Genomic DNA, 26,711 nt, shown 5'->3' with positions numbered 1-26,711 from the left:
GTCCTTGTCATGCGGGGTCTTGCGGGGCTTGGCGGTCGAAATGACCCGGCGTCTGATAGACGCTGAAAGACCCGTTGATAAAGCCCTGCTATCGGACCGACGCAGGGGTTCTTACCGCGCCAACCCGCTGCGGCGCTTTTGGTTCCCGGTCATGCGGGGGCGCCATGCCTGGATGCTGGCGCGGACGGTCGACATATGGGCCAGCGTCAGGGCGGCGGCGGCCATGGCGCCGGACAGACTCCACCCCCGGCTGTCGGGCGAGCACCAGGCGATGATCGCGAACACGAATGCCGCGCCCACCGCCTGGGCCAGCGCGCGGGGTTCGCCATCGGGACCGCGCAGCCAGTAGACGCAGGTGAAGATGCCCAGCGCGAAATGGGCCGTGTAACGCATCGCCGCGCCGGCCAGCGACGAGCCGTCGACCCATGCCATCGCCGCGAGCAGGGCGATCATGGCGGCCATCGCCATGCCGCGCCCCATCCGCCCGACGATGGTCGAAACCATCGGATAGAGCAGCAGTTCGGCCAGCATCGCCGCCGCCAGCACCGCACCGGCTTGCCCAATGCCCTGCGCCATCAGGGCGACCAGCGCCAGCGCGCCCCATGGCATCATGCGCCAGCGCATCATGCGGATATGGCTGATCCACGCCTTTGCGCCCGGCCGCCTTTGCCAGCGGCGGTCGTTGAGGCGCACCATGAAGGCCGAGAGGAGGAACAGCGCCTCGGTTCCGGGCGGCAGCATGGCGGGCATCGCCCAGGGCGAGGCGAGGACCAGCCCCAGCAACAGGCCGAAAGCGCCGCTGACCGGGCGAAGTTCGGACGGGGTCATGCCGTCGCCGCCCGCGCGGGCGCCATCATCGGGCGGATATTTTCAGCGCGGCGCAGGCGCGCCAGATAGGTGTCGAGGCCGATATGCAGCGCCAATACCATGAAGATGAAGGGTTGATAGGCGATGCCGACGAACAGCGACCCGAGCATGTAGACAAGGTGCCCCTGTTGCAGGGCCAGCGCGAGCGGCGACACCCACGCCCATTCTGGCTCTGTCCGGCGGCGATAATGGCGGCGTATCCATTCGGTGCGCACGAAGGTCAGTATGTGGAGCAAAGCCCAGATGAAGAAGCCGAAATAGCCCTGTTCGCCGAGCATTTCGAAATAGGCGCTGTGATAGGCGCGGCCCCGGTCGGTGACGATCCGGGTTTCGACCCGCGTGCCCGCGCCGTCGCTGATCGTGCTGCGCGCGACATAGGTGAAGCTGTTCTGGAGATAATTGTCGAAGCCGCCGCCGCCGGGATGATCCTTCACATAGTCCAGCGTCCAGTTCCACACGGCGATGCGGGTGGAGGCGCTCTCGTCGCCCTCGTGATTCTCGATGGTCTGCATCCGCTGGGTGAAACTGGCGGGCAGGAAGGGCAGGGCGGCGAGCGCGGCGACCGCCATCAGCGGGCCATAGATGAAGCGGCGCTTGGAATGCATCAGCATCATGCCAGCGAGGAAGACGAGACACACAAGGCCGGTGCGCGCCTCCGTGCCGATCGGCATCAACATGCAGGCGAGGCACAGCGCATAGGCAAAGGTCTTAACCCGCCAGTCGGGCGGAAAAATCGTGCCATGCTTCGCCAGCCACAGGATCAGCGGGATCAGCGAGATGGCGACGCAGGAAATGATCGACCCTTCATAAAGCCCGCTGTTGTCCGTCACCATCAGGTTCAGCACGCCATAGCCGCCGCCCGACAGCGCCGTCTTCATGCCGCCGTTGATGATGATGGTGCTGGCGCACAGCACCATGAACAGGGCCAGCGCCTCTATCCGCAATTTCGTGCGCAGCGTGAGCGGTAGGAAGATGGCGAAGACCAGCGCCTTCCACACCCAGTTCCACTTGGTCATCGCCTCGACCGGGAAATCGGCGGTCATCGTCGTATAGCCGCAATAGGCGAGCAGGATCAGCATCAGCCCCTGGCGGACCGAGAATCGGCAATCCTTCTTCTGGTCGAGCAACAGCCACGATCCCGCCGCCGCCACGAAGGCGAGCAGCGATATGGGGATGGAATTGAGGAGGAAATAGGACAGGCGCTGGGGCGAAACGATGTCGATATAGGCATAGACGGCGATCAGCAGGAACGGCCGTTTCAGCCCCATCAGCCCGAACAGCCCCAGAAAGGCGATGAAGAACAGGTCACGCATCGCCGACAGGCTCCTGCGGCGCTGGCGGCGGATCGCGGTCGAGGTCCGGGCGCGAGAGCAATCGCCATGCGGCGAGCAGGATCACGCCATGGCTGACCAGCAGGGATAATGTGTCGATCATCGTCGGTTGTGCCGGTCCATCTTCGCGCGCCGTGGTGACGATGTCCTAGCGCAGCAGAGTTGACGGGCCGTTAATCCTTTTCCGGCAATAGGATGGGGCCATGACCCGGATATTGCACGTCCTCGACCACAGCCTGCCGCTGCACAGTGGTTATACATTCCGCACCCGCGCGATCCTGCGCGCGCAGGTGGCGCAGGGGTGGGACGTGCGCGGCATCACCGGCCATCGTCATGCGGCGGGCGGTCCGCTGACGGAGGAGGTCGACGGCCTCATCTTTCACCGCACGCCCGGCAAGCCCGCCACCGGCAACGCCCTGCTGCGCGAATGGCGCGACATTGCCGCCCATGCCGATGCGATCGACCATCTGGTGTCGCAACGGCGGCCCGACATCATCCACGCCCATTCGCCGGTGCTGAACGCCATCGCCGCGCAGCGTGTCGCGCGCCGCCACGGCATTCCGATGATCTATGAAATCCGCGCATTCTGGGAGGATGCGGCGGTCGGCAACGGCACCGGGACGGAGGGAAGCCCGCGTTACTGGCTGACCCGTCAGCTTGAGACTCACGCGGTGCGCGCGGCCGATGCGGTCGCCGTGATTTGCGAAGGGTTGCGCGGCGACCTGATCGCGCGGGGCGTTCGGGCGGACAAGATCATCGTGTCGCCCAATGGCGTCGACATGGACCAGTTTGGCGATCCCGTGCCGCGCGACCCGGCGCTGGCCGCGAAGCTGGGACTGGAGACGGCCGATGTCGTCGGCTTCATCGGCAGCTTCTACGATTATGAGGGGCTGGACGACCTGATCGCCGCCATGCCGCGGCTGGTGCGGGAACGCCCGCGCGCGAAGCTGCTGCTGGTCGGCGGCGGCCCGCGCGAGGAAGCGTTGCGGGCGCAGGCGATGGCGTCGCCCTTTGCCGACCATATCGTCTTTGTCGGCCGGGTGCCGCACGATCAGGTCGAACATTATTATGCGCAGGTCGACATCCTCGCCTATCCGCGCAAGGCGATGCGCCTGACCGATCTGGTGACGCCGTTGAAGCCGCTGGAGGCGATGGCGCAGGGGCGGCTGGTGGCCGCGTCGAGCGTTGGCGGGCACCGCGAACTGATCGAGGATGGCGTTACCGGAACGCTGTTCGCGCCCGATGATCCGGCCGCGATCGCCGCCGCTCTGGCGGGGTTGTTCGCCGACCGGGCGGGCTGGGACGAACGGCGGGCCGTCGCCCGCGCCTTTGTCGAGCGTGAACGCGACTGGGCCAGCAACATATTGCGTTACGACCCCGTCTATCGCCGCCTGCTGGGGGAAAGCCCGGCGGCGCGGGCGGCGGCCTGAAACGGGGGCGGGGCCGATGGCGCGCAGGAACATGATCCTGGGTCTGGCGGGGGCAGCGGCGGCACTGGCGGTGCTGACCATTCCGGTCGGCCTGTTGGAAATGGTCGTGGCGTCGACCGGCCTGTCGGAAGCTTTTCCGGCCGCCGCGCCGCCGCTGGGGTGGAAGGCGCGGTTGATCGTTGCGGCGTTCGCCGGACTGATGGCGGTCGCCGCAATCGCGGCGATTGGCCGCAACCATGATGAGAAGAGCGGACGGGGAGCCGCCAAGGGAGACAGAAAAATGGGTTTCGCCTTTTCCAGACTGACCGCCCTGGCGCGTGGCCGCCGGACCGCTGGCCCCGTATTGCGCCGGGCCGACGCGCATCCTGACGCGCCCGCGCGCGAACCTATTTTCGCCAGCCGCGATTTTGAAGGTCTGGACATTTTCCGCCGCGCCCGTGCGGAAGGACAGGCCCAGCCGCACCCGATGGAGATGCCGCACGCGCCCTTGCCATGTTCCCGGGAGGAACTGGGCGCGCCCGCGCAGATCGCCGATTTTGCGCCGCAGCCCGCTTTCCGCTCGCCAGCGCCGGTTGTGGCGCAGGAGCCGGTAGCGCCGACGCCCGGCTTTGGAACGCCTGTGGATGTCCGGGATTCGGATGCGGTTGCGCCGGAACCTGCTGCGTTCGACGCTGCGCTCCCGGCCGCTTCGGCTGAGCCTGAGCCCGCCGGGCCTCCCCCATTCGCCATGCCGGAAGGCGAGGCGTCAGCCCCCCCCGCTCAGCCGCTGGAGGGGTTGAGCGTCGCCCAGCTCACCGAACGGCTGGAACGCGGCCTTGCCCATCGCCATGCCAGCGTCGCGGGTCGCGCCCCGGTTCTGGCGGACCTGCCGCCGGCTGCGCCGGTGCCGGTGCGCGAGGATGTCGAACCCGAAGTCGATGCGGCGCTGGCCGCCGCGCTGGGCGCATTGCGGGGGCTGGCCGCGCGGGCGGGCTGAAGTGGCCTGGACAAAGCCGTTTTGCTCTGATCGCCTGCCCCCGCCTCGGTTCTCAGATTCTGGGCGGGAGGCCCTTTGAAAACGCGCCTTTCCGCTTCGGTGAGATCGCCCCGGCTCGAACCCGATTCCCAAAAGGCAGCTTGGGGCGATCCATACAATTCGCGTCAATTCCAATAAGCAACTCGCTGGAATTTGGTTGCTGGATATGGCATCAATCCTCCTCATGCAGGCCATTATTATCGGTGCAGCTATAGCCGTGACGGCAGGATTTCTCGCCAGAAGCATCTCAAACGCTTGGATTAGATTGTGCATTACTGGTGTATTTGCGCTATTACCCATCTTGTTGGCTGCGCTCGTCCTTTTGCTCGAAGAATGCGACAATCGCCTGCCTAACGGAATGTGCCACGGTGCCGGTCTGACCATCATGGGTGTCTTGGCCATCATGCCCTTCTGGCTATTGGGGTTGGCCATCGGTTGGTGGCTGAAGAGCCGTCAAAAGTTGATCTGAACCTCACAAGTTCGCCCACGCCGTCGAAGGCCCGTCCTCACCAATCCTCTATCGTCAGGGCCGACAGGATCAGGGTGACGCCGTCAGCCCGGTCCAGTCGTTCGTCCACGACCATGTCGGCGACGAAATGGCCGCTCAGGCTCCATTCCATGTCGGGAAGGCCAGTGGTGAGCGCGTCCGCCCGCGCACCGGTGTCGGCCCCTTCGAGTCGCAGGGTGATGGCGTGGCGGCGGCCCTGGAACATGGCGCTGCACCATGGGCGGCTGGCGACATGGTCGAACAGGCAGGCGTCGCCCGCCCGCGCCGCCAGTTGGCGCAGCAATTGCGGCAGCGGATCGGCGCTCCGGCGCGCGGGGAGGCCCGGCCCGGGCCGGCCGATGGGTGCGGCGTGATGGATCATGCGCCGTCCCCCGCGCGCTGGGCGGCGATATAATGTTCGACCCGGCGGCGCATGCGCGCGCCCGGTTCGCGTCCCCGGCGCAGATCGTGGACAAGGCGCGGGTCGCGCACGCATTCGCGGCCGAAGCGGGTCGGCGCAACCCCGCTTTCCTTCAAAAATCGTTCGATATGGCGCAGCAGGTGCATGGGCTCTGGTCTCCTCACAGGCCTTCGACTCGCCGATGTGCGCGCCGATAGGGTTTTTCCTATCTTTGAAATGATTTCCTACTTGTCTAGGAAAAATCCTGCCGCTATGGTGCGGTCATGGATGAAAAATGGGACAGGGTGCGCACGACGCTCGACCGGCTGATTGCCGAACGGGGGCGCAATTATGTCGACGCGTCACGCGCGATCGGCCGCAATCCCGCCTATATTCAGCAGTTCATCAAACGGGGATCGCCGCGCAAGCTGGATGAGGATGACCGGCGGACGCTGGCGCGCTTTCTGGGCGTGGACGAATCGCTGCTGCGGGGCGAAACGGTGGCGGATGAAAGGAAAATTCCTGTCGGGGCGGCGCGCCATGTTCCTGCGGTGGTGGCGATCCGTCGGCTGGAACTGGGCGCGTCGGCGGGGGCGGGCGCGCTGGACCAGGATGAGCGGACGGCGGGCGCCATGGCGTTTGACGCGCTATGGCTGCGCGACCTGGGCGTGCGGCGCGACCATGCCTCGATCATCCGGGTCGATGGCGAATCCATGGCGCCGACGCTGGCCGATGGCGACGACATCATGGTCGACCATGGCGATGGCGCGGACCGGCTGCGCGACGGCGTTTATGTGCTGCGGCTGGACGGCGTGCTGATGGTGAAGCGCATCGCCATGGGGCCGCGCCGGGGCCGCTTTTCGGTGCTCAGCGACAATCCCCGTTATCCCGACTGGATGGATATCGACCCGGCGCTGGTCGATATTGTCGGCCGCGTGATGTGGACGGGGCGGCGGCTAAGCTAGGGCCGATCGACATTCGGCCTTAACAGCATTTCCCGCCATTCTTGCCGCCATAGCGGGATTCCTGCCGATCGCGGAAAAACTGGACCCGGTCCATCGGTTCCTGTTCGGGATGATGGTCGCGCATGTGGCGCAGATAGGCGTCATAATCGGGCATGCCGACCATCATGCGCGCGGCGTGGCGCAGCTTTTCGAGAAACAGGCTCATTCCGCCGGGACCATGACGGGCGGGATTTCCCGCGCGGTGGGGGCGGGGGCCTGTAGGGCCGCGACGCAGGTGCGGATGGTGAAGAACAGGATCGCCAGCACCACGGCGAGGAAGATGGCGACCAGCCCGGCGTCGATCCGGTCGTTGAAGATGATGCGGTTCATCTCGGCCATGTCCTTGGCCGGGGCCAGCACTTCGCCACTGGCCGCCGCCGCCCTGAACTTCGCCGCATGGGCGAGGAAGCCGACCTTCACGTCGCTGGAAAACAGTTTCAGGAAGCCCGCCGACAAGGTGCAGATCAGCAGCCATGCGGTGGGAATCATCGTCACCCAGGCGAAACGCTGGCGCTTCATGCGGAACAGCACGGCGGTCGACAGCATCAGCGCGATGGCGGCCAGCATCTGGTTGGAAATGCCGAAGACTGGCCACAGCGTGTTCACCCCGCCCAGCGGATCGGTAACCCCCTGATAGAGGAAAAAGCCCCAGGCCGCGACGCACAGCGCGGTGGCGATGATGCCGGGCGCGTGGCTTTTCGAGTCCTTGAAGCCGGGCGCGGCCAGCGCGATCAGATCCTGCAACATGAAGCGGCCCGCGCGGGTGCCCGCGTCGACGGCGGTCAGGATGAACAGCGCCTCGAACAGGATCGCGAAATGATACCAGAAGGCCTTCATGGCGGGCCCGCCGACGACATGGCTGAAGATTTCCGCCATGGCAACGGCCAGCGTCGGCGCGCCGCCCGCGCGGCTGATGATCGTGTGTTCGCCAACGTCCTTTGCCGTCTGGACGATGAGGTCGGGGGTGATGGGAAAGCCCATGGCGGTGACGGCCGCCGCCGCGCTCGCCGCATCCTTGCCGATCACGGCGGCCGGGCTGTTCATGGTGAAATAGACGCCGGGGTCGAGGATGGACGCGCCGACCAGCGCCATGATCGCGACAAAGGCCTCCATCAGCATCGCGCCATAGCCGATGATCGGCGCATGGGCTTCGCTGGCGATCAGCTTGGGCGTGGTGCCGCTGGAAATCAGCGCGTGGAAGCCCGACACCGCGCCGCAGGCGATGGTGATGAACAGGAAGGGGAAGAGGCCGCCGGCCCAGACCGGGCCATTGCCCGCGGCAAAGACGGTGACGGCGGGCATTTTCAGCGGCGGGGCCATGATGACGATGCCGATGGCGAGCGCGGCGATCGCCCCGATCTTGAGGAAGGTCGACAGATAATCGCGCGGCGCCAACAACAGCCAGACGGGCAGGACGGAGGCGACCGCGCCATAGCCGATCAATATCCAGCAGAGTTGCACGGGGGTGAAGGTGAACAGCGGTCCCCACACCGGCGAGGCGGCGATGGCCTGGCCATAGACGATGGCGGCGAGCAGGCCGACAAGGCCGATCAGGCTGACTTCGCCAATCCGCCCCGGCCTGATCCAGCGCGTATAGGCGCCCATGAACAGCGCCAGCGGCACCGTCGCCGCCACGGTGAACATGCCCCACGGGCTTTCGGCCAACGCCTTGACCACGATCAGCGCCAGCACGGCGAGGATGATGACCATGATCATGAAGGCGCCGAACAACGCTATCGTCCCCGCCGTCTGCCCCATTTCCATGCGGATGAGTTCGCCCAGCGACTTGCCGTCGCGGCGCATGGAGATGAAGAGGACCATGAAGTCCTGCACCGCCCCCGCCAGCACCACCCCGAAGATGATCCACAAAGTGCCGGGCAGATAGCCCATCTGCGCCGCCAGCACCGGACCCACCAGCGGCCCCGCGCCCGCGATCGCCGCGAAATGATGGCCGAACAGCACCGTGCGGTCGGTGGCGACATAGTCCAGGCCGTCGGCGCGGCGGATGGCCGGGGTCGGGCGCGACGGATCGAGCCGCATGACATGGCGCGCGATGTAGAGCGCATAATAGCGATAGGCGACGAGGAAACAACTGACCGCCGCGACCACGATCCACAGCGCGTTGATCGCCTCCCCGCGCGCCAGGGCGACGAAGGACAGGGCCGCCGCGCCGACCATGGCGATTACGATCCAGGGCAGGTGGCGGGTCATGCGGCGTCCTCTTTTCCTCTGACGGGAGGCGCACCCTATACCCAAATAGGGACAACTCAAGCGTCTCCCGCCGACGGAGCCAGAGGGGCGGCGCGGGAGGCGCGTCGATGAAATGGCGGCCTGTACTATTCCGGCAAAAGACCGTTGCAACCGCCCGATCGCTCTTCTATAGGCGCTGTCCTTGGTGAGGGGCCTTAGCTCAGCTGGGAGAGCGCGTCGTTCGCAATGACGAGGTCAGGGGTTCGATCCCCCTAGGCTCCACCAATCCCCAATAGCGTCATCGCCTGCGGGATTTTCATCCCGAGGCTGCGTTCACGTCCGGGCAGGCAGGATATTGTTGGCGATTGCGTCAGGCGCGGCGGCGGCCAAAGCCTGCGCCAGCGACCATCAGGCGCGGTTGAGCGGCGGTGCGCGTCTGATAGGCGACGGGGGCGCGCTGCATGATCCGCGCGGTCCGCAGATGATCGAAGAGCGGGCCTTCATGGATGGGGAAGAGGAAACGGATGCCCATGCGGTCGATTTCCGACCAGCGCACCGCGCCGAAGACGACATCGCCGTCCAGATCGACCTGACACTGGCTCAGCGGCGGCAGGCTGCAACCCACCACCTGCGCGCCGCCTTCGGACAGGTCGATGATCGTCCCTTCCAGGCTTTCGAGCACCGTCGTTATGACAATGGGAATGTCGACGACGACTCTGTCGTGGCTTCGGTTGATCTTCATCACGCCTCCAGATGAGAGGAAATTATCAACCAGCAGGGTTAACGAAGTTTGAAAGTCGCGCGCGATTTTCCGGGGATTCTGGTAAGTCGCCAGCCGCAAAGGGCCTTTTCTCAGCGCGCGTGGGCAGCTAGGGGGCTGGACATGACTGTTTCCGACACTTTGCGCGCATCGGCGCTTTCGTCCAAGGCCTGGCCCTTTGAAGAAGCGCGCAAGCTGCTCAAACGCTATGACAAGGCGCCGCCCGCCAAGGGGCATGTGCTGTTCGAAACCGGCTATGGCCCGTCGGGCCTGCCGCATATCGGCACATTCAACGAAGTGCTGCGCACGACGATGGTGCGCCGCGCGTTCGAGACGATGTCGGATATTCCCACGCGCCTGATCGCCTTTTCCGACGATATGGACGGGCTGCGCAAGGTGCCCGACAATGTCCCCCATCAGGATATGCTGCGCGAACATCTGGGCAAGCCGTTGACCGCCATCCCCGATCCTTTCGGCAAATTTGAGAGCTTCGCGCATCACAACAATGCGATGCTGCGCGATTTTCTGGACCGGTTCGGCTTCGATTATGATTTCCGCAGTTCGACGCAGCAATATCGGTCCGGCGCGTTCGACGATGCGCTGCGCGGCGTGCTGCGCCATTATCAGGCGATCATGGACATCATGCTGCCGACGCTGCGGGCGGAGCGCGCGGCTACCTATTCCCCCGTGCTGCCGATCAGCGCGAATAGCGGTGTCGTTTTGCAGGTGCCGGTCGAGGTGGTCGACGCGGACGCAGGCCTCATCCGCTTTCAGGATGAAGGCGAGACCGTCGAACATTGCATCCTGGGCGGCGGCGCCAAATTGCAGTGGAAGGTCGACTGGGCGATGCGCTGGGTCGCGCTGGGCGTCGATTATGAAATGTATGGCAAGGACCTGACCGACAGCGGCGTGCAGTCGGGCAAGATCGCGCAGGTGCTGGGCGGGCGGAAGCCCGAGGGCCTCATCTATGAAATGTTCCTCGACGAAAAGGGCGAGAAGATTTCCAAGTCCAAGGGCAATGGCCTGAGCCTGGAGGAATGGCTGACCTACGGGTCGCAGGAAAGCCTGGCCTTCTATGCCTATCGCGAGCCGAAAAGCGCCAAGCAACTGCATATCGGCGTCATCCCGCGCGCGGTCGACGAATATGAGCAGTTTCGCGGCAATTACGCGGCCCAGCCGGTCGACAAGCAACTGGGCAACCCGGTCTACCATATCCATAATGGCGCGGTTCCGGCCGAAGGAATGCCGGTCAGCTATGGCCTGTTGCTGAACCTGGTCGGCGTGATGGGCGGCGACGCCACGCGCGACCAGGTTTGGGCCTATCTGGCCAATTATGCCCCCGGCGTCACGCGCGAGAGCCATCCCGCGCTCGATACGCTGGTGGGTTGCGCGCTGGCCTATAATCGCGATTTCATCGCCCCGACGCTCCAGCGCCGCAAGCCGGAGGAGAATGAGGCGGCGGCGCTGCGCGAGCTGGACGCGCAGCTTGCCGCCCTGCCGGACGACGCCACCGCCGACGAGATCCAGAATATCGTCTATGAAATCGGCAAGGACCCGCATTACGGGTTCGAACAACTGCGCGACTGGTTCAAGGCGCTGTACCAGACATTGCTGGGTGCCGACCAGGGGCCGCGCATGGGCAGCTTCATCGCGCTTTACGGGGTGGAGAACAGCCGCAAGCTGATCGCCGACGCGCTGGCCTGATTCAGGCGTCCGATTTCAGCGGTTGTAACGGGAACTTTCGGCAGGCGATCGCGTTTGCCACTTCAGTCCACCCCCTTTCGGACTGATGGCGCCGCTGCAAAGCGCGCCATCGGCCGCGCGGCGCGGAAACGAGCGGCGCGGCCAAGGGGGGTAGTCTTCTTGAACCCCCGTCCCTTCAAAAAAGGCGGCTTCGGACAGAACCGAAGCCGCCTTTCCTTTGGATGGAAGGGGGGCCGTCTTACCAGAAGAAGCCGCGATGCACATCGACCACGCGGCCGGTGCGGATGTTGACCAGCAGCACGTCGTTATAGTGACGGACCCAGCGCAGATTGGCCGCCGGACGGGGCAGGCGATAGCGATAGGGATCGGCGATATAATAGCGCGAGCTGTAATGAGAGGGGCGGATCACTGCGCCCGCCCGCCAGCTATGATAACGGAAGGGGGCGGTCCAGCGCCCGGCGCGATAGACGCTGCGGTGGGTGCGGCGATAATCGCGCCAATCCTCGCGATATTCCTGCTTCGCGCGGCGATAATCGCGCCATTCCTCGCGCACGTCGCGGCGGTCGCCGTAACGCCGGGCGTCGCGCAGGTCGCGCTGTTCCTGGCGGATGTCCTGGCGGTCGCGGCGAAGCTCCCCGGCCGATTGCGCCATCGCGCTGGCGGGCATGATCGCGGCGGCCATCAGGCCCAGAAGAATGATCTTACGCATTGCCTGTCTCCTTTTCAGCCATGGGCTGTTCATTCGGGATGACGGCGGCGGGCGGTTCCGTCCGGGCCGCGTCAACAGGCCCCTTATGGCGCTGCGTCGCTGAACGGGTGGGGAATGGCGGCGTCAGCTTTCAGTCATTTATGTCGCAAAGTGTAATCGGCGCGGATGCGCGGCGTCACGGCGTCCAGGGCCGTTCGCGGAACCATTTGGTGACGACATATTTCGTCCCCACAGCCACCGGCAAGGCGGCGTGGGCGGTCTTTTCATTGGGCGCGCCGTCGGCCGTCAGGTTGCTCCAGACCAGCAACATGCCCTCGCGCGGGGGCACCATGAACCCGGCATGGGGGAAATGGGTTTCGCCGCCCGCTGCGACGCCGGACAGATAGACCATCGCGGTCCAGCACCGCTGGCCGCCGCTGTCGCGCATCCGTGGCCAGTAATCGGTATTGACCGGGAAAAAATCATAATGGGCCTTATATTGCTGGCCGACATGATAGCGTTGGCCCTGCAATGTTTCGCCCAGGGCGGGGGCCAAGCCCATGAGGGCGCAGATCCGGTCGCTGACCGCCTCCACCGTCGCTTCCCACGGATCAAGATGACAGCTGGAGCTGGTGCGCCAATCCGGGCTGGCGCTGCCCGCGAACAGCGATGACGGCTGGGCGTCTGCGTCGATCAGTTCGCGCAGCCGCGCGCATTCCTGCGCCGAAGCGAAATCATGGCGGACGTACATGTCGATCAGCGGCGTTTCGATCCGGCTGACCATCGGGTTGCGGTTCAGCCGCTCGCGCACCTTTGCGCTCATCGCGGCGCGGGCGGGCGATGCCGCGCCGCCATCGTCGGGGGTTTTACTGTCCATATGCCTCTTTCCTGCCATCGGCCTGTCGGCGCAGGCAACGGTAAAGCCATGCGAGGAATCGAAAAAAGAGAGGCCCGGGGTTGCGACGCCCCGGGCCAGTATTCCTGAAGGCCAGTTCAGGATGGCTTACCAGAAGAAATTGTGGATCACGTCGACGACATAACCGTCGCGAATGTCGACCAGCAGCGCGTCGTCATAATAACGCACCCAGCGCAGCGTGCCATAAGCGGGCGGCAGGCGATAATAATAGGGGTCGTTGATCCAGTAGTTATTGCTGTAGAGCATGTTGCTCAGGAAAAAGCCGATCGAGAAGCGGCGATAGCCATAATCCCATCCGCGCGGCGCATAATAGCGGCCCAGCCGATAGCGTTCCCGATACTGGGTGCGATAGCTGTTCCAGTCATAGCGGCGTTCGGCGCGCCAGCGATTGTCCCAGCGGCGCTGGCTGTTCCAGCGGTCGCGGTCGCTGTAGCGGCGGGCCTGATCGCGGCGCCATTCGTCGCGGCGCTGGTCGTTGCGCCATTCGTCGCGGCGGTCCTGCCGCCAGTCGCGGCGGTCGTCGCGGCGATCCTCGCGCCAGTCGCGGCGGTCGTCCCGGCGATCCTGCCGCCAGTCCTGCCGATCCTCGCGCCGATCCCCGCGCCCTTCGCGGCGATCATCCCGTTTTTCCTGTCGCCAGTCCTGACGATGCTCGCGGGCGCGTTCGCCCCGATCCCAGACGCGGTTATCGCCCTGTTGCGGGGGCGTTACGCGCTGCTGCGGCGCGGGCCGGGCCTGCCACCGGCGCTGATCGTCCTGCGCCCGAACCTGAGCCTGCGCACGAACCTGCGGCTGAACCGGCGTCTGGCGCTGGGGAGCCGGGCGCTGTTGCGCCTGGTTCCAATTGCCGCGCATATTATGGTTGCCCTGCGGCCGGGTCTGTTCGACGCGTCCTTCCGACCGGCGGCCGTCGCCGCGGCGATCTTCGCCGCGCTGCGCATAGGCGGGTGCGACCCCGCCCAAAATCGTGGCGGTCATCAGACCGGCCAGCATCCATTTCCTGAACATCGGCGTTTCGCCTTTCCCAAACCGGGCATCCTGCATCCCGTCATGTCCGTTCTTCTATGCGCCTGTCGATGACGACTTGCTGAATTATCCTGTCAGCATTCTGAAAGATTCGCGCCATGCCCGCTTCGGGCGCCCGCGCGGGGCGTGCAGCGCCAGCGTGGGCAGCGCCGGGGCCATCGGTTCGGGAGAAGCGTCAGCGCTTGCCGAGGGCCGGCACGGCGCGCGCCGCATCCTCCGGCGCGATGCCGGGCGGGGGGGCGGCGGCGACCTGTTCCTCGCCGCGCATGATCCGGCCCGCGCGCTTGATGGCGCCGCGCAGCCGGGGATAGACGCCGCAGCGGCAGATGTTGGTGATCGCGGCGTCGATCTGTTCGTCGCTGGGGTCGTTGGTGCGCCGGAGCAGCGCCTGCGCCGCCATGATGACGCCGGGGATGCAATAGCCGCATTGCGACACATTGTCGGCGGCAAAGGCCTGTTGCACCGGATGGCCGCGATCGGGCGACAGCGCCTCTATGGTGGTGACGAAGCGTCCCTCGGCCTGGGCGATGCTGATCTGGCAGGATCGTGTCGCCTCGCCATCTATGTCGACGGTGCAGGCCCCGCAATCGCCGGTGCCGCAGCCATATTTGGCGCCGGTCAGGTTCGATGCGTCGCGCAGGGCCCAGAGCAGGGGCGTGTCCGGGTCCATGCGATAATGGACGGGCCGGTCGTTGACGGTGAAGCGGGTCATGGCCCTGTCCTTAGCCGATCCTGCGCGGTCGCGCCAACAAAGCGCTCGACTTCCATGCCATCGCTGCCCAAGCTGCCGGGGCAACGGGGTGAAGGGGGATCGGTTTGGTTTCGACGGTTGCGACGGTCGCCTATCTGGGGCTGGAGGCGCGCGCGGTGGAGGTGCAGTGCCAGCTTGTTTCCGGCCTGCCCAATTTCATCCTCGTCGGCCTGCCCGACAAGGCGGTGGCCGAAAGCCGGGAACGGGTGCGCAACGCCATTGCCGCCATCGGCCTGTCGTTGCCGCCCAAGCGCATCACCGTCAACCTGTCGCCCGCCGACCTGCCCAAGGAAGGGTCGCATTTCGACCTGCCGATCGCGTTGGCGCTGTTGGGGGCGATGGGGGTGATCGACGCGGAGACGCTGGCGGGGTTTGTCGTCGTGGGTGAACTGGGGCTGGACGGGCGGATCATGCCGACGCCCGGCGTGCTGCTCGCCGCGCTCCATGCCGGGGGCAGGGAGATGGGGCTGATCTGTCCGGCGGCGCAGGGGGCGGAGGCGGCCTGGGCGGGCAATGTCGATGTCGCCGCCGCGCCCGACCTGCTGACGCTGCTCAATCATTTCAAGGGCGTAGCGGTGCTCGGCGCGCCGCAGCCGGGCGCCGTCGATCCGCCCGTGCGGACCGCCGATCTGCGGCAGGTGAAGGGGCAGGAGGTCGCCAAGCGCGCGCTGGAGATCGCCGCGGCGGGTGGCCACAATTTGTTGATGGTCGGGCCGCCGGGGGCGGGCAAATCGCTGATGGCCAGTTGCCTGCCGGGCATATTGCCGGAAATGACTCCGGCCGAGGCGCTGGAAAGCTCCATGGTGGCGAGCGTTGCCGGGCTGCTGGAGGGGGGACGGATCAGCCGCGCCCGCCCGTTCCGCGCGCCGCATCACAGCGCGTCGATGGCGGCGCTGGTGGGCGGCGGGCTGCGCGCGCGGCCGGGGGAAGTGAGCCTTGCCCATCTGGGCGTGCTGTTCCTCGACGAACTGCCGGAGTTTCAGCGCGCGGTGCTCGATTCGCTGCGCCAGCCGCTGGAAACGGGGCAGGTGAGCGTTGCGCGGGCCAACGCCCATGTCACCTTTCCCGCACGGGTGCAGTTGATCGCGGCGATGAACCCGTGTCGCTGTGGCCATCTGGCCGATCCGGCGCTCGCCTGCTCGCGCGCGCCGCGCTGCGCGGTCGACTATCAGACCCGCCTGTCCGGGCCGCTGCTCGATCGCATCGACCTGCATGTGGAGGTCAATGCGGTGAGCGCGGCCGACCTGGTGCTGCCGCCCCCGACGGAAGGATCGGCGGAGGTGGCGGCGCGGGTGGCGTCGGCGCGCGCGGTCCAGACGGCGCGCTATGCGGGCACGGCCACGCGCACCAATGCGGAAGTCGATGGCGAGCGGCTGGAGTCGGTCGCCGGGCCGGATGCGGCGGGGCGCGACCTGCTGGCGCAGGCGGCGGTGGCGATGAAATTGTCGGCGCGCGGCTATACGAGAATATTGCGGGTGGCGCGCACCATCGCGGATCTGGCGGGGGCGGAACAGGTGGCGCGCATCCATGTCGCCGAGGCGCTGAGTTACCGGCGGCGCGCGCCGGTCAATTGACCCGGCTCAATTCGGGATCCAGTCGATGTTGAACAGGGTCATCAGGCCGATAGCGATGCCGCCAATGGCGAGGCCGATCAGAAAACGGCGCACATCCTGCCAGTAATCGGGATATTCCATGGCGGTGCCCTCCTTTCCGCCGGATTAGGGGCGGGGCAGGCGCGGCTCCAGTGACAAATGCCGTTAGGGGAATGCTGTCAGGCGCTCTTGTCGCTGGCGATCAGTTTAAGCTCGCCGGTGGTCGTTTCAGTATCGCGGTGGGCGAAATGGCCGTCGATGCGACCGCCCGCAGCGATGGTGATGCGTTCGTAACGCACGTCGCCGGTCACGCGCGCGCTGCTTTCCAGCACCAGTTCCTCGGCCGTGATCGACCCGTCGACAAGGCCCGCCAGCCGCGCCGCGCGCGCCGTGACATGGCCGCGAATGGTGCTGTCTGGCCCCTGCACCAGCGCGGCGCATTCAATGTCGCCTTCGACCTTTCCATCGATATGCAGGTCGACCGACGCGCTGATATTGCCGGTGATGACGACATCCCCGCCGATGAGCGAGAAGGGCGTGTTCTTACCCCCGGTTGCCGACATCGGCGAAGCGGGCTTTGGCGGTTTGCTGGATTTGGAGAACATCTTGGCGGGCCTCCAGAAAGCGGCGGGGGTTGATCGCCTGACCGTTCAGGCGAACTTCGAAATGCAGGTGGGTGCCGGTCGACCGGCCGGTGGAGCCCATGCGGCCGATTGCGTCTCCGCGCGCCACCGACTGGCCGACGCGGGCGCCAAAGCCGGACAGGTGGGCGTAACGGGTCATCAGGCCATTGCCATGGTCGACCTCGACCACATTGCCATAGCCCTGACGCTGGCCGACATAGCTGACCCGGCCGCGTGCGGCCGAAAGGATGGGCTGGCCATAGCGGCCGGGAAAATCGAGGCCGGCGTGGAAGGCGGGGCGGCCGTTGAACGGATCGCGGCGATAGCCGTAGGAACTGGTCAGCATCGGCGCGGCGGTCGGCTGGCCCGACGGGATGGCGACGAGCGTGCGTTCAAGGAACTCCATCCGGTCGAGCGCGACGGCCAGCGCCCTGAGATCTTCGGTCAGCGCGTCACGGTCGCCCTTCCACGGCACGAAGGGGCCGCCCTGCGCCCGCGCGGCGTTGCGGGCGAGCGCGTCGGGGTTGAGGCCAAAACTGCGGATGGCGGCGGCGGCCTTGTCGGCGCGGCGGCGGACGGCGTCGGTCAGCAGCGCGGCGAACCGGTGCTGGCGCTGCTCGATCCGCAGCAGCGGCGCTGCGCCCGGCGCTTCGCTGATGCGGGCCGACAATGTGGCGGCTTTCTTCGCCGGTTCCGCCTTCTTCCGATCGTCCTGACCGACAACCGCGTCCTTGCCCTTGTCGGCGTCGGCGCCGAAATGGCTGCGGTAGATGTCTTCCATGAAGTCCTGGCGCGCTTCAAGGTCGTCGGCCAGTTCGTCGACCGACTGGCGGTAGGCGTTCACGGCCTTGGCCTTGCTGGCGACGGCCTGACCTTGTTGGGTGAGGGCGGCGCGGTCGCGCGCCACGCCTGCGCTGTCGGCGATCATGCCCAGGGTCAGCGCGCCCCAGCCCAGCACCAGCGCCGAAGCGCAGCCTGCGCCGATGATCTGCGCCCGGCGGCTGATCCGCACAAAACGCACCCGCCCGCCGGAACGCAGGAAGATTTCCCGATCCGGGAACAAGGCTGATATTCGCGCCTTGAGCGCGGCTATCCGCGATATTTTGTTATGATGCACCCGCCGACCCGCTATATTTATTCGACGATTCGGGCGCGTAGCAAAGGTTTCGGCTCCGCACCAATTTTAGTGGGCGGAGTCGTGACGAGTCGAGCCTTGACCGGGGTGAAACGAAGGCGAAGCTGAGCGGTTCCCGACCGAATGCAATTTTCAGCCTGTTTTTTCGCCCGAATCTGCGCGGGCGAGCAGGGCGATGGCCTGATCGGCGGGCATGGCCTTGCCGAAATGATAGCCCTGGCCGATCTGGCACCCGCCCGCGCGCAGATAGGCGCTCTGGCGCTCATTCTCCACCCCTTCGGCCACGGTGGTGATGCCCAGGCTGTAGGCGAGGTTGAGCAGCGTCCTGACGATGGCGGCGTCTTCGGGGTCGGTTTCCAGATCGCGCACGAAGCCCCGATCGATCTTGATGACGTCGATCGGAAATTGCTTGAGGTGGGATAGCGAGGCGTAACCGGTGCCGAAATCGTCGAGCGCGATGGACAGGCCCGCATCGGACAGGCGCTGGAGGGTGCGGGCCGTGCGATCCGCATGACGCCCCAGGAACACCGATTCGGTGACTTCCAGTTCGATCATCGATGGCGGCACGCCTGCCTGTGCCAGGCGCTGGCAGAGCCGATCGGCGAAATGTTCGTCATTCACGTCAGCGCCGGTGATGTTGAGCGCGACATGGCCGACCGCGATCCCCGCCCTGATCCAGTTCCGGCAGTCTTCGATCACCCCGGTGAGCATTCGGTCGGTAATGGCGCGGCCGAGTTCGGGATGTTCGAAGGCGGCGGCGATGTCGCCTGGCATCAGCACCGCGCCATCGGGCAGGGGGCAACGGAACAGCGCCTCGAACCCGACGATCCGGCCGGTCTGGAGGTCGGCCTTGGGCTGATACCATGGTCGCGGATGGGGCGTCGCCAGCAACTGGCGCGCGCGGTCTAGCATCCGGCTTTCCGTTTCCCATGCTTCGAGCAGCCTGGGGCCGAACATGCTGGTGCGGCCACGGCCGTTATTCTTGGCGTGATAAAGCGCGATGTCGGCATGTTTGACCAGTGCGGTCGCATCCCGCCCATGGTCGGGGAACAGCGCGACGCCGATGCTGACCCTGCTGTCGATCTGTCGTCCGGCATGGGTGATGGGTTTGTGGAACTGGGCATTGATGCGCGATATGATCGGCGCGAGGTCAACCTCGCCGCGCAGGCGGGTGAGGAGGATGGCGAATTCATCGCCGCCCATCCGCGCGACCAGATCGCCCGGCCGCACCGCCAGCCGCAGGCGCGCGGCGATTTCGCACAACAGCGCGTCGCCCGCATCATGGCCGATCGTATCGTTCACCCGCTTGAATTCGTCGAGGTCGATGAACAGCACCGCGAGCTTGCCTGCGTCTTCGCATGTGGCGTGGGTCGCCTGCGCCACCGTGGCGATGAAATGCGCGCGATTGGCGAGGCCCGTCAGGCTGTCCGTCATCGCCAGCCGCGCGAGGCGCTGTTCCGCCTCCTTGCGTTCGGTGATGTCGACGACGCAGGACATGAGGCAGGCTTCACCGTCAACCTGGATAGGGCGCGAGGAAATCAGCGTGTCGCGCACCATGCCGTCGCCGCGTCGCAGCAGGCATTCGAAATTGTCGACGGCGCGATGTTGCTGGATCTGGCCGACCAGCGCATCCCTGTCGCCAAGGTCGAGATAGGCCTGGTCGATATTCTCCAGCGACGCGCCATTTTCGCCCGAGAAGGCATCGGCCGCCGCCTGATTCATCCGTTCGACCGATCCGTCGGCGCGGGTGACCAGCAGCGGCAGCGGAACCGCCATGAACATACGTTCCAGCGTGTCGCGGCTATGCGCCAGCGCGGCGCGGCTGACCTCGGCCTCTCTGGCCGACATCCACGCCTTGCGCTGTATGCGGTTGGACCGCGTCACCACGATCCACATGCCGCTGTGCAGGATCAGCATGGCTATCACCATGCCGGGCAGGGTGGGGGAGTGGAGGGCGGGCGCCATATATCCGGCCAGCAGCGCAATGCCGCACAAAAGGCCGCCGCCCGCGCTGCCGCGAAAGCTGGTCGGCACGACGAGATAAAATACCAGCGGAAGCAGCACGAGCACGAAGATCGCAATGTCGCTGCGCGATTCGACCAAGATGGCGGCGCCGATAGTCGTGAGGAACTGCCAGAGCGCGCAAAGGCGGACGAGCGCGGGGAAGGTGCGGACGCCCGATAGCGCGACAAAGCTGCTGATCGCCGTGAATATGACGAGCGAGCGCGCCGCGATGACGATCGTGAACCGGTCGGTTCCGGCAAAGCGCCAGTCCGACAGCAGGAAAAGGATGTCGAGCACCGTTGCGGCGACAAACAGCGCGCGGGCATTGCGCCGGCTCTCGTCCAGGCGGTCGGCCTGGAAGGCCGCTTCGGTGGCCGGGTTAGAAAATTCGCCAGACAAGGAGTTGAGCCGGGTCACCGATCGCCTGCAGATTTGCGCGGCGCGTCGACGCCAATCGGAGGGAGGCTATCGAGGCAGGGTTAAAAATTTGTCAAAAATCGGGGGAGGCGGCAGCGCGGGTTCGACGCGCCGGTCAGCCTTGACCATGAAGGGGGGCGTCGCTATAGGCCCGCTCGCCGGGAAAAACGCCGGGGGGATTCGGTCCCCGACGCGCAAAGCCGGGCATATTACGAGCTGAACATTGCCGGAATGCTCTCGCAAGTCCCGGCGGCCTTTGGTCGCCCGGGCCTTATTGCCGTTCAACAAGGCGGCAGGCATCGGGATGTTTTTCGGTAAAGTAACTGAAAAAGGTGAAGGGCTTCATGCCAACGATCAACCAGTTGGTCCGCAAGGGCCGTGAACCGCAGAAGGCCAAGTCCAAGGTCCCTGCGATGGAAGCCAACCCGCAAAAGCGCGGCGTTTGCACCCGCGTCTACACGACGACCCCGAAAAAGCCGAACTCGGCTCTCCGCAAGGTGGCGAAGGTCCGCCTGGTCAACCAGCGCGAAGTCATCACCTATATCCCGGGTGAAGGCCACAACCTTCAGGAGCACTCGGTCGTGCTGATCCGTGGCGGCCGCGTACGCGACCTTCCCGGCGTGCGTTACCATGTGCTGCGCGGCGTGCTGGATACCCAGGGCGTCAAGAACCGTAAGCAGAGCCGTTCGAAGTACGGCGCGAAGCGTCCTAAGTAAGGGAGACTGAAAACATGTCACGTCGTCGTCGCCCCGAAAAGCGCGTCATCCTGCCCGATCCCAAGTTCGGCGATCAGGTTCTGTCCAAGTTCATGAACAGCGTCATGGAAGACGGCAAGAAAGCCGTCGCCGAGTCCATCGTTTACGGTGCGCTCGAAACTGTCGAAGCGAAGTCCAAGAAGGACCCGATCGGCATGTTCCACGACGCGCTGAACAATGTGAAGCCGGGTATCGAGGTCCGCAGCCGCCGCGTCGGCGGCGCCACCTATCAGGTTCCGGTCGAAGTGCGCCCCGAGCGCGCCCAGGCGCTGGCCATTCGCTGGCTGATCACCGCCGCGCGCAACCGCAGCGAAACCACCATGGCCGCCCGCCTGTCGGGCGAACTGCTGGACGCCGCCAACAACCGCGGCAACGCGGTCAAGAAGCGCGAAGACACGCACCGCATGGCGGAAGCGAACCGCGCCTTCTCGCACTACCGCTGGTAAGAACGGGCCGCGGGCGACCCGGTTCGCCCGCGTCCTGACCATGGGTTTCAAAATTCGGTCCGTTCGCCGTGGGTGGCTACCCATGGCGGACGGATTGGTTTAGGGGCCACGCACACACACGAATCCCAACCGCCGGCGCGCCGGCAACGGAGAAGCATCATGGCCCGCAGCCATCCGCTCGAACGCTATCGCAATTTCGGTATCATGGCGCATATCGACGCCGGCAAGACCACCACGACCGAGCGTATCCTTTACTACACCGGCAAGTCCTACAAGATCGGCGAAGTCCATGACGGCGCCGCCACCATGGACTGGATGGAGCAGGAGCAGGAGCGCGGCATCACCATCACGTCGGCTGCGACCACCTGCGTGTGGAAGGCGGACGAGGGCAAGGGCCCCGAGCATCGCCTGAACATCATCGACACCCCCGGCCACGTCGACTTCACCATCGAAGTCGAACGCTCGCTGCGCGTGCTCGACGGCGCGGTCGCCGCGTTCGACGGCGTTGCCGGCGTGGAGCCGCAGTCGGAAACCGTGTGGCGCCAGGCGGACAAGTACAAGGTGCCGCGGATGTGCTTCATCAACAAGCTCGACCGCACCGGCGCCGACTTCTATTATTGCGTGCAGACGATCATCGACCGTCTGGGCGCGACCCCGGCCGTCCTCTATCTGCCGATCGGCGCGGAATCGGACTTCAAGGGTCTGGTCGACCTGGTCAATGATCGCGCGATCATCTGGAAGGACGAAAATCTGGGCGCCGAGTTCACCTATGAGGCAATTCCGGACGATCTGGCCGACAAGGCCGCCGAATATCGCGAAAAGCTGATCGAACTCGCTGTCGAACAGGATGACGAGGCGATGGAAGCCTATCTGGAGGGCAATTTGCCCGACGTGGCGGCCCTCAAGAAGCTGATCCGCAAGGGCACGCTGAACCAGGCGTTCGTGCCGGTGCTGTGCGGCTCTGCGTTCAAGAACAAGGGCGTGCAGCCGCTGCTCGACGCGGTCGTCGACTATCTGCCTTCGCCGCTCGACATTCCCGACGTGCAGGGCATCAACCCGAACACCGAAGAGCCCGACAGCCGTCCGACCTCGGACGAGGCGCCCTTCTCGGGCCTGGCGTTCAAGATCATGAACGACCCGTTCGTCGGTTCGCTCACCTTCCTGCGCGTCTATTCCGGCACGCTGACCAAGGGCACCTACCTGAACTCGGTCAAGGACAAGAAGGAAAAGATCGGCCGCATGCTCCTCATGCACGCCAACAGCCGTGAGGACATCGAAGCCGCCTATGCCGGTGACATCGTCGCGCTGGCCGGCATGAAGGAAACCACCACGGGCGATACGCTGTGCGCCGAGCGCCAGCCGATCATCCTGGAACGCATGGAATTCCCCGAGCCGGTCATCGAACTGTCGGTCGAACCCAAGACCAAGGCCGACCAGGAAAAGATGGGCGTCGCGCTCAACCGCCTGGCCGCCGAGGATCCGTCCTTCCGCGTCTCGACCGATCACGAATCGGGCCAGACGATCATCAAGGGCATGGGCGAACTTCACCTCGAAATCCTGGTCGACCGCATGAAGCGCGAGTTCAAGGTCGAGGCGAATGTCGGCGCGCCGCAGGTGGCCTATCGCGAATATCTCAAGAAGCCGGTCGACATCGACTATACCCACAAGAAGCAGTCGGGCGGCACCGGCCAGTTCGGCCGCATCAAGGTGAAGCTGACGCCGGGCGAACGCGGCGCGGGCATCATCTTCAAGGATGAAATCAAGGGCGGAAATATTCCCAAGGAATATATCCCCGCCATTGAAAAGGGCATGCGCGAAACGGCGGCCACCGGCTCGCTGATCGGCTTCCCGATCATCGACTTCGAAATCCTGCTGTACGACGGCGCCTATCACGACGTCGACTCCTCGGCCCTGGCTTTCGAAATCACCGGCCGCGCCGCCATGCGCGAAGCGGCGCAGAAGTCGGGCATCACCCTGCTCGAACCGATCATGAAGGTCGAGGTCGTGACCCCGGAAGAATATCTGGGCGACGTCATCGGCGACATGAACAGCCGTCGTGGCCAGATCCAGGGCACCGACAGCCGCGGCAACGCGCAGGTGGTCGAGGCGATGGTGCCGCTGGCCAACATGTTCGGCTATGTGAACTCGCTGCGGTCCTTCACCCAGGGTCGTGCGAACTACTCGATGATCTTCTCGCACTATGACGAAGTGCCGCAGAATGTGGCGGACGAAGTCAAGGCGAAGATGGCCTGACGACTTTCTCTGGCCGACCCGTGCGAACGGGTCGGTTAGGGGCTGGTAATATCGAAATTTGCTGCTATGGACGCGCCTTCGCAAGGCGCGGCCGAGCGGTCAAACCACACGGATTTGATTAGAAGGTAGGATAAAATGGCGAAAGCTAAGTTTGAGCGGACGAAGCCGCACTGCAACATCGGCACCATCGGTCACGTCGACCATGGCAAGACCTCGCTGACCGCGGCGATCACGAAGGTGCTGGCCGAAACCGGCGGCGCGACCTTCACCTCGTACGACAACATCGACAAGGCGCCTGAAGAGCGCGAGCGCGGCATCACCATTTCGACCGCCCACGTCGAATATGAAACCGCCGAGCGCCACTATGCGCACGTCGACTGCCCCGGCCACGCCGACTATGTGAAGAACATGATCACCGGCGCCGCCCAGATGGACGGCGCGATCCTGGTCGTTTCGGCCACCGACGGCCCGATGCCGCAGACCCGCGAGCACATCCTGCTCGCCAAGCAGGTCGGCGTGCCCCAGTTGGTGGTGTTCATGAACAAGGTTGACCTGGTCGACGATCCGGAAATCCTGGAACTGGTCGAGCTGGAAATCCGCGAGCTGCTGAGCTCGTACGACTTCGACGGCGACAATATTCCGATCATCCCCGGCTCGGCCGTTGCCGCCCTGCAGGACAAGACCCCGGAAATCGGCCACGACGCCGTTCTGAAGCTGATGCAGGCTGTCGACAGCTGGATCCCGCAGCCCGAACGTCCGGTCGACAAGCCGTTCCTGATGCCGATCGAAGACGTGTTCTCGATCTCGGGTCGCGGCACCGTGGTGACCGGCCGTGTCGAAACCGGCATCGTCAAGGTCGGCGAAGAAGTCGAAATCGTCGGCATCAAGCCCACCCGCAAGACCACCGTGACCGGCGTTGAAATGTTCCGCAAGCTGCTCGACGAAGGTCGCGCCGGCGACAACATCGGCGCCCTGGTTCGTGGCGTCGGCCGTGAAGACGTTGAGCGTGGCCAGGTTCTGGCCAAGCCCGGCTCGGTCACCCCGCACACCGAATTCGACGCCGAAGTCTATGTGCTGTCGAAGGAAGAAGGCGGCCGTCACACCCCGTTCTTCGCGAACTATCGTCCGCAGTTCTACTTCCGCACCACCGACGTCACCGGCGAAGTGATCCTGCCGGAAGGCACCGAAATGGTGATGCCGGGCGACAATGTGAAGCTGGGCGTGAAGCTGATCGCTCCGATCGCGATGGACTCGGGTCTGCGCTTCGCCATCCGCGAAGGCGGCCGCACCGTCGGCGCAGGGGTTGTCGGCACGATCTCGAAGTAATATAGGACCGCAGCGGCGCGAATCGCCTGATTCGCGCCGCTGTGATTTTCCACCGCCCCGGATCGCCTTTCTCCGGCTCAACCGAGCTAGAAGGGCCGGAAACGGGGCGGATATTTTTTGGTGGTGCATTTTCATAAATCATCGGCTGCTCCGGCTGATTTTGGAAAATGCGCTGGGTATTTGGCTCTTTCGCATCGGTAACAGGACATGGACAGCAACATCCGCATTCGCCTCAAGGCATTCGACCATCGCGTGCTCGACCAGGCAACCGGCGACATCGCCGAAACCGCCCGTCGCACCGGCGCTCTCATCCGCGGCCCCATTCCCCTGCCGACGCGCATCGAAAAGTTCACGGTCAACCGTGGCCCGCACATCGACAAGAAGTCGCGCGAGCAGTTCGAAGTCCGCACCTACAAGCGTATGCTTGACATTGTGCAGCCGACGCCGCAGACGGTCGACGCGCTGATGAAGCTGGACCTGGCTGCCGGCGTGAACGTGGAAATCAAACTCGCTTAAGCGAGTTTGTCTTTAGCCCCGGCGAAGGCCGGGGTCTCGGGCAAACAAGCAAGTCCCTGTGGTCCTTTGGACAGGCAGGGTATCGGGTACTCCAGCTCGCTGGGGGCTCAAACGACACAAGGGATACCGCACGGCCTTTATCCGGTGAACCGGGCAGGCGCGTGGTCCTGGTCCCCCGTCGCCTTTCCCGGGAGGGATCGGCATCCGACCCTGACGGGGTGATCTATTATTTGGGTTGGGCCGCGAGGGAATCATCCTGAGCGGTTTTTTCGTTGGATACGCCCGTTGCTAAGACGGGCCTCTGTGGGAGCAAATAGTGATGCGCACAGGCGTTATCGCGAAGAAGGTGGGGATGACCCGCCTGTTCAATGAGGACGGACGGCACGTGCCCGTCACGGTTCTGGCCCTTGAGGGCAATCAGGTCGTGGCGCGCAAGAGCGTGGACAGCGACGGCTATGTGGCCGTCCAGCTCGGCGCTGGTGTCGCTAAGGTCAAGAATGTCGCCAAGCCGCAGCGCGGCCACTTCGCCAAGGCGGAAGTTGAGCCCAAGCAGCGTCTGGTCGAATTTCGTGTCGCCGAGGACGCGCTCCTCGATGTCGGCGCGGAAATCGCCGCCGACCATTTCATCGCCGGCCAGCTGGTCGACGTCGCCGGTCACACCCAGGGCAAGGGCTTTGCCGGCGCCATGAAGCGCTGGGGCTTCGGCGGTATGCGCGCCACCCACGGCGTGTCGATCAGCCACCGCGCCCATGGTTCGACCGGTAACCGTCAGGATCCGGGCCGCGTGTTCAAGAACAAGAAGATGGCGGGCCACATGGGCGACCGCGAACGCACGCAGCAGAACCTGGAGATCGTCCGCACGGACGTCGAGCGCGGCCTGTTGTTCGTCAAGGGTTCGGTTCCGGGCGCCAAGGGCACCTGGCTGACCGTGTGCGACGCCGTGAAGGTGAAGCGCCCCGCCGACGCGCCCTATCCGGCCAGCCTGAAGGCTGCCGCCAACAGCAACAACGCTGCCGCCGAGACGCCCGCTGAAGAAGCGGCGGCTCCCGAAGCGACCGAAGGCCAGGAGGGCTAA

The 26,711-nt window shown here is 65.2% G+C and carries 27 protein-coding genes and 1 tRNA gene; 13 read left to right on the top strand and 15 right to left on the bottom strand.

What is annotated here, in order from left to right; translation table 11 throughout:
* Nucleotides 1-111 precede the first annotated feature (111 nt).
* The 3 genes from GGR44_RS15065 to GGR44_RS17120 are packed head-to-tail and all read right to left on the bottom strand — an operon-like array spanning nt 112 to nt 2,301.
* Entirely contained in the window at nt 112-828 is a 717-nt protein-coding gene (locus GGR44_RS15065) for a hypothetical protein (protein ID WP_183956308.1), read from the bottom strand.
* The gene (locus GGR44_RS15060; protein ID WP_183956307.1) at nt 825-2,180 is read right to left on the bottom strand and encodes a putative O-glycosylation ligase, exosortase A system-associated; all 1,356 of its coding nucleotides are present in this window, start codon (nt 2,178-2,180) and stop codon (nt 825-827) included. Before GGR44_RS15060 ends, GGR44_RS15065 begins: the two co-directional genes overlap by 4 nt.
* Nucleotides 2,173-2,301: a hypothetical protein gene (locus GGR44_RS17120; protein ID WP_281374300.1), complete on the bottom strand. Its 129-nt coding sequence runs from the start codon at nt 2,299-2,301 to the stop codon at nt 2,173-2,175. Before GGR44_RS17120 ends, GGR44_RS15060 begins: the two co-directional genes overlap by 8 nt.
* A 100-nt stretch (nt 2,302-2,401) precedes the next feature.
* Between GGR44_RS17120 and GGR44_RS15055 the strand changes: the two genes are divergently transcribed.
* From GGR44_RS15055 to GGR44_RS15045, 3 genes are all read left to right on the top strand, one after another.
* Nucleotides 2,402-3,628: a TIGR04063 family PEP-CTERM/XrtA system glycosyltransferase gene (locus GGR44_RS15055; RefSeq protein WP_183956306.1), complete on the top strand. Its 1,227-nt coding sequence runs from the start codon at nt 2,402-2,404 to the stop codon at nt 3,626-3,628.
* Between the two features lie 16 nt (nt 3,629-3,644).
* Nucleotides 3,645-4,604 (top strand): hypothetical protein, encoded by a 960-nt coding sequence (locus GGR44_RS15050; protein ID WP_183956305.1) that lies wholly within the window; start codon nt 3,645-3,647, stop codon nt 4,602-4,604.
* 223 nt (nt 4,605-4,827) lie between these two features.
* Nucleotides 4,828-5,112, top strand: coding sequence for a hypothetical protein (locus GGR44_RS15045; protein ID WP_183956304.1), 285 nt, complete (start codon nt 4,828-4,830; stop codon nt 5,110-5,112).
* 37 nt (nt 5,113-5,149) lie between these two features.
* On the opposite strand, the gene GGR44_RS15040 is transcribed toward GGR44_RS15045, so the two are convergent.
* Nucleotides 5,150-5,512: a hypothetical protein gene (locus tag GGR44_RS15040; RefSeq protein ID WP_183956303.1), complete on the bottom strand. Its 363-nt coding sequence runs from the start codon at nt 5,510-5,512 to the stop codon at nt 5,150-5,152.
* The gene (locus tag GGR44_RS15035) at nt 5,509-5,697 is read right to left on the bottom strand and encodes a hypothetical protein (protein WP_183956302.1); all 189 of its coding nucleotides are present in this window, start codon (nt 5,695-5,697) and stop codon (nt 5,509-5,511) included. The genes GGR44_RS15040 and GGR44_RS15035 overlap by 4 nt, the downstream gene beginning before the upstream one ends.
* 117 nt (nt 5,698-5,814) lie before the next feature.
* Between GGR44_RS15035 and GGR44_RS15030 the strand changes: the two genes are divergently transcribed.
* Complete coding sequence (locus GGR44_RS15030; protein WP_183956301.1) at nt 5,815-6,495, top strand: S24 family peptidase; 681 nt, start codon at nt 5,815-5,817, stop codon at nt 6,493-6,495.
* A 19-nt stretch (nt 6,496-6,514) separates the two neighbouring features.
* On the opposite strand, the gene GGR44_RS15025 is transcribed toward GGR44_RS15030, so the two are convergent.
* Both GGR44_RS15025 and GGR44_RS15020 read right to left on the bottom strand, forming a co-directional pair.
* Nucleotides 6,515-6,700, bottom strand: a complete 186-nt coding sequence (locus GGR44_RS15025) for a YbdD/YjiX family protein (protein WP_183956300.1) — start codon at nt 6,698-6,700, stop codon at nt 6,515-6,517.
* Entirely contained in the window at nt 6,697-8,745 is a 2,049-nt protein-coding gene (locus tag GGR44_RS15020; protein ID WP_183956299.1) for a carbon starvation CstA family protein, read from the bottom strand. Before GGR44_RS15020 ends, GGR44_RS15025 begins: the two co-directional genes overlap by 4 nt.
* 188 nt (nt 8,746-8,933) lie before the next feature.
* On the opposite strand from GGR44_RS15020, the gene GGR44_RS15015 reads away from it, so the two are divergent.
* Nucleotides 8,934-9,009 (top strand) — tRNA-Ala (locus GGR44_RS15015).
* Nucleotides 9,010-9,094: 85 nt separating this feature from the next.
* On the opposite strand, the gene GGR44_RS15010 is transcribed toward GGR44_RS15015, so the two are convergent.
* Nucleotides 9,095-9,466 carry a PilZ domain-containing protein gene (locus GGR44_RS15010; RefSeq protein ID WP_183956298.1) on the bottom strand — a complete coding sequence of 124 codons (372 nt, stop codon included), beginning with the start codon at nt 9,464-9,466 and terminating at the stop codon, nt 9,095-9,097.
* A gap of 141 nt (nt 9,467-9,607) precedes the next feature.
* On the opposite strand from GGR44_RS15010, the gene GGR44_RS15005 reads away from it, so the two are divergent.
* Entirely contained in the window at nt 9,608-11,188 is a 1,581-nt protein-coding gene (locus GGR44_RS15005) for a lysine--tRNA ligase (RefSeq protein WP_183956297.1), read from the top strand.
* 238 nt (nt 11,189-11,426) lie between these two features.
* On the opposite strand, the gene GGR44_RS15000 is transcribed toward GGR44_RS15005, so the two are convergent.
* The 4 genes from GGR44_RS15000 to GGR44_RS14985 form a co-directional block, all read right to left on the bottom strand.
* Complete coding sequence (locus GGR44_RS15000; protein ID WP_183956296.1) at nt 11,427-11,897, bottom strand: RcnB family protein; 471 nt, start codon at nt 11,895-11,897, stop codon at nt 11,427-11,429.
* A 175-nt stretch (nt 11,898-12,072) separates the two neighbouring features.
* A complete protein-coding gene (locus GGR44_RS14995; protein ID WP_183956295.1) occupies nt 12,073-12,753 on the bottom strand; it encodes a prolyl hydroxylase family protein in 681 nt (226 codons plus the stop codon).
* A 126-nt stretch (nt 12,754-12,879) separates the two neighbouring features.
* On the bottom strand, nt 12,880-13,800 hold the full coding sequence (locus GGR44_RS14990) for an RcnB family protein (RefSeq protein ID WP_246344701.1): 921 nt from the start codon (nt 13,798-13,800) through the stop codon (nt 12,880-12,882).
* A 193-nt stretch (nt 13,801-13,993) separates the two neighbouring features.
* Nucleotides 13,994-14,530 carry a (2Fe-2S)-binding protein gene (locus GGR44_RS14985; protein WP_183956294.1) on the bottom strand — a complete coding sequence of 179 codons (537 nt, stop codon included), beginning with the start codon at nt 14,528-14,530 and terminating at the stop codon, nt 13,994-13,996.
* Between the two features lie 104 nt (nt 14,531-14,634).
* Here GGR44_RS14985 and GGR44_RS14980 point away from each other — a divergent pair, with 104 nt between their 5' ends.
* A complete protein-coding gene (locus GGR44_RS14980) occupies nt 14,635-16,143 on the top strand; it encodes a YifB family Mg chelatase-like AAA ATPase (RefSeq protein ID WP_183956293.1) in 1,509 nt (502 codons plus the stop codon).
* A 197-nt stretch (nt 16,144-16,340) separates the two neighbouring features.
* On the opposite strand, the gene GGR44_RS14975 is transcribed toward GGR44_RS14980, so the two are convergent.
* From GGR44_RS14975 to GGR44_RS17115, 3 genes are all read right to left on the bottom strand, one after another.
* Nucleotides 16,341-16,724: a bactofilin family protein gene (locus GGR44_RS14975; RefSeq protein WP_183956292.1), complete on the bottom strand. Its 384-nt coding sequence runs from the start codon at nt 16,722-16,724 to the stop codon at nt 16,341-16,343.
* Nucleotides 16,705-17,901 (bottom strand): peptidoglycan DD-metalloendopeptidase family protein, encoded by a 1,197-nt coding sequence (locus GGR44_RS14970; protein WP_343052360.1) that lies wholly within the window; start codon nt 17,899-17,901, stop codon nt 16,705-16,707. Before GGR44_RS14970 ends, GGR44_RS14975 begins: the two co-directional genes overlap by 20 nt.
* A 150-nt stretch (nt 17,902-18,051) precedes the next feature.
* Nucleotides 18,052-20,340 carry an EAL domain-containing protein gene (locus tag GGR44_RS17115; RefSeq protein ID WP_183956291.1) on the bottom strand — a complete coding sequence of 763 codons (2,289 nt, stop codon included), beginning with the start codon at nt 20,338-20,340 and terminating at the stop codon, nt 18,052-18,054.
* A gap of 344 nt (nt 20,341-20,684) precedes the next feature.
* On the opposite strand from GGR44_RS17115, the gene rpsL reads away from it, so the two are divergent.
* The 6 genes from rpsL to rplC all read left to right on the top strand — a co-directional run bounded on the left by rpsL (nt 20,685) and on the right by rplC (nt 26,711).
* Nucleotides 20,685-21,056, top strand: coding sequence for a 30S ribosomal protein S12 (rpsL, locus tag GGR44_RS14960; protein WP_183956290.1), 372 nt, complete (start codon nt 20,685-20,687; stop codon nt 21,054-21,056).
* 14 nt (nt 21,057-21,070) lie between these two features.
* Nucleotides 21,071-21,541 carry a 30S ribosomal protein S7 gene (rpsG, locus tag GGR44_RS14955; protein ID WP_183956289.1) on the top strand — a complete coding sequence of 157 codons (471 nt, stop codon included), beginning with the start codon at nt 21,071-21,073 and terminating at the stop codon, nt 21,539-21,541.
* Nucleotides 21,542-21,700: 159 nt separating this feature from the next.
* Nucleotides 21,701-23,794: an elongation factor G gene (fusA, locus tag GGR44_RS14950; protein WP_183956288.1), complete on the top strand. Its 2,094-nt coding sequence runs from the start codon at nt 21,701-21,703 to the stop codon at nt 23,792-23,794.
* A 135-nt stretch (nt 23,795-23,929) separates the two neighbouring features.
* Nucleotides 23,930-25,120 carry an elongation factor Tu gene (gene tuf, locus GGR44_RS14945; RefSeq protein WP_183956287.1) on the top strand — a complete coding sequence of 397 codons (1,191 nt, stop codon included), beginning with the start codon at nt 23,930-23,932 and terminating at the stop codon, nt 25,118-25,120.
* A gap of 207 nt (nt 25,121-25,327) precedes the next feature.
* Nucleotides 25,328-25,636, top strand: a complete 309-nt coding sequence (gene rpsJ / locus GGR44_RS14940; protein WP_004208724.1) for a 30S ribosomal protein S10 — start codon at nt 25,328-25,330, stop codon at nt 25,634-25,636.
* A gap of 319 nt (nt 25,637-25,955) precedes the next feature.
* On the top strand, nt 25,956-26,711 hold the full coding sequence (gene rplC / locus GGR44_RS14935; RefSeq protein WP_183956286.1) for a 50S ribosomal protein L3: 756 nt from the start codon (nt 25,956-25,958) through the stop codon (nt 26,709-26,711).

The organism is Sphingobium fontiphilum (genome assembly GCF_014196635.1).
GTDB lineage: Bacteria > Pseudomonadota > Alphaproteobacteria > Sphingomonadales > Sphingomonadaceae > Sphingobium > Sphingobium fontiphilum.
This window is presented reverse-complemented; position numbering and strand designations above follow the sequence as displayed.